The organism is Arthrobacter sp. H41, assembly GCF_000520535.1.
GTDB lineage: Bacteria > Actinomycetota > Actinomycetes > Actinomycetales > Micrococcaceae > Arthrobacter_D.
In genome coordinates this window covers 11,077-13,549 of the sequence record NZ_KI914783.1, presented here as the reverse complement: position 1 = coordinate 13,549, position 2,473 = coordinate 11,077, and the positions used below count along the sequence as shown (strand labels likewise).

Annotated in this window: 2 protein-coding genes; both read left to right on the top strand. The window is 64.1% G+C overall.

Annotated elements, in window-relative coordinates; all coding sequences use genetic code 11:
- Window positions 1-424: 424 nt before the first annotated feature.
- Window positions 425-922 carry a nucleoside deaminase gene (locus Y705_RS0106725; RefSeq protein WP_026532297.1) on the top strand — a complete coding sequence of 166 codons (498 nt, stop codon included), beginning with the start codon at window positions 425-427 and terminating at the stop codon, window positions 920-922.
- Window positions 923-934: 12 nt separating this feature from the next.
- Window positions 935-2,440, top strand: a complete 1,506-nt coding sequence (locus Y705_RS0106720) for an NCS2 family permease (protein WP_026532296.1) — start codon at window positions 935-937, stop codon at window positions 2,438-2,440.
- Window positions 2,441-2,473 lie beyond the last annotated feature (33 nt).

Genomic DNA, 2,473 nt, shown 5'->3' with positions numbered 1-2,473 from the left:
GCTGCGGCGAGGTCGGCCGTCGTCGTGAAGGCCGACGGCGCCTCCACCCGTAGCGTGATTGAGTATCCGGGGCTGGGATTCGCCATTGAGTCTCCTCGAGCATCAGGGGTTGGGTCGGACTTTTTTCGTATTATGGATATTATTATCTACTCTGCGGAATAACAAGTCGGAGTGGAATCGGGCTTGCTCGCCGTTCCCCCGCCGCTCTAATTCCGCTCACCGATATTACTGTTTCGAAAAAACAGTGGTCTGAGTCACATTGGAGTGCTACAGTTCGAGTCGAAGCCAACGGCGGGCACCCCTTTCCGGGTAGCTATCTACCAGGCGGACCTGCAAATAAATCCGTGCAGCAGTCTGGTCGTAGCCGCCTGCCCCCTTGTCATCGGTGGTGCGCGATGGATGTTGCCCTCGCCAGGGAGTTCCCATGAGCACCACCATTACGCAAGAAGAGCAGTACCTCGCCCGTGCCCTGTCTCTCGCCTCGGCCAACGTCCACAACTCGGGCGGGCCTTTCGGGGCCGTCATCGTTTCCCCTGATGGCCGCGTCTTCGAAGGCGTCAATCGGGTCACCGCGAACAATGACCCCACGGCCCATGCCGAAGTGATGGCCATTCGTGAAGCCTGCCGCTCCCTCGAGACGTTCGACCTCTCGGGATGCATCCTGTACACGAGCTGCGAGCCGTGCCCCATGTGTCTGTCGAGTGCGCTGTGGGCCCGGGTGAAGCACGTGGTCTACGCCGCCAACCGGCACGACGCCGCCCGTGCCGGTTTCGACGACGCAGTGTTCTACGAGTACTTCGCCACCCCGGTCGAGGAACGCTCGATGCCCGTCCGCCAGTGCCGCCTCTCGCCGTCCGCGGGAATCGGTGACTGCGCACCCTTCGAGGCGTGGAGCACCCTCGCCGCCCGCGTGGATTACTAGGAAGGAAGCGTCATGACTCTCATCACCCGCGACAACGATCCGCACGAAGGGCCGGAGCCGGAGCCGGCTCAACCGCGCCCGGCAGCCAGCCGCTTCTCATCGCTCGACAGCTACTTCCAAATCACGGAGCGCGGCTCGACGACGGGACGCGAGATCCGTGGTGGTCTCGTCACCTTCTTCACGATGGCCTATATCGTGATTCTCAATCCGCTCATCCTCGGCGGGTTCAGCGCAGAGACAGCGGCCACCGACGTCGAGGGCGGGTGGCTGGCAGCCGCCCAGGTAGGTGCCGTCACAGGTCTCACCGCCGGCGTGATGACCATCATCTTCGGCATCTTCGCCAACCTGCCGTTCGGGATAGCAGCGGGCCTCGGCATCAACTCGTTCCTGGCGGTCTCCGTGATCGGCGACGTGACCTGGGCTGAAGCGATGGGTCTGGTGGTCATCAACGGCCTGCTGATCGTGTTCCTCGCCGTCACCGGTGCGCGGACGGCCATCTTCAACGCGGTCCCTCGACAGCTCAAGGCCGCCATCACCGTCGGCATCGGCTTGTTCATCGCCTTCATCGGGTTCGTCGACTCCGGCTTCGTCAGCAGGACAGCGGGCGGTCCCCCCGTGCAACTGGGCGACAACGGATCGGTCACCACACTGCCGACCCTGATCTTCCTGATCGGCGTGATCACCATGGGCATCCTGATGGCCCGCGGGGTCAAGGGCGGGCTGCTCATCGGAATAGTCTCCACCACCATCATCGCGGTGGTCATCGAGGCCTTCCTCGATCTCGGATTCACGGGGCCGGACAATCCCGGCGGGTGGCACCTGAACGCCCCGGTCATCCCGAGCAGTATCGTCTCGATCCCCGACTTCAGCCTCATCGGTCAGTTCAGCTTCGGCGCCTTCGACCGGATCGGCGTCCTGGCAGCCACCATGCTGGTCTTCACCCTGGTCTTCACCAACTTCTTCGACGCCATGGGCACCATGACCGGCCTCTCGAAGAGCGCCGGGCTCGCCAACAAGCAGGGGAACTTCCCCCGCCTCAAGTCGGCCCTGATCATCGAGGGCGTCGGGGCAGTGGCCGGCGGAGCGACGTCGAGCTCATCGAACACCGTCTTCATCGACTCGGCTGCCGGCATCGGTGAAGGCGCCCGTACGGGACTCGCCTCAGTGGTCACGGGGCTCCTGTTCCTCGCCGCGATGTTCTTCACCCCCCTCACCGCGGTGGTTCCGCTGGAAGTCGCCGCTTCCGCGCTCGTGGTGGTCGGAGCCATGATGGTCGCGCAGATCCGCGAGATCAACTTCCAGAACTTCTCCATCGCGCTGCCGTCGTTCCTCACCATCGTCACCATGCCGCTGACCTACTCCATCGCCAACGGCATCGGCGTCGGCTTCATCACCTGGGTGCTGATCCGGGCGGGGTCCGGCAAGGCCGGCAAGATCCACCCGCTCATGTGGGTCGTCGCCGCCGGCTTCCTGGTGTACTTCGCCCGCGGTCCAGTGACGACCTGGCTGGGAGGCTGACCAAATCTCTCCGGCGGGCGGGCGGGCTGCTCC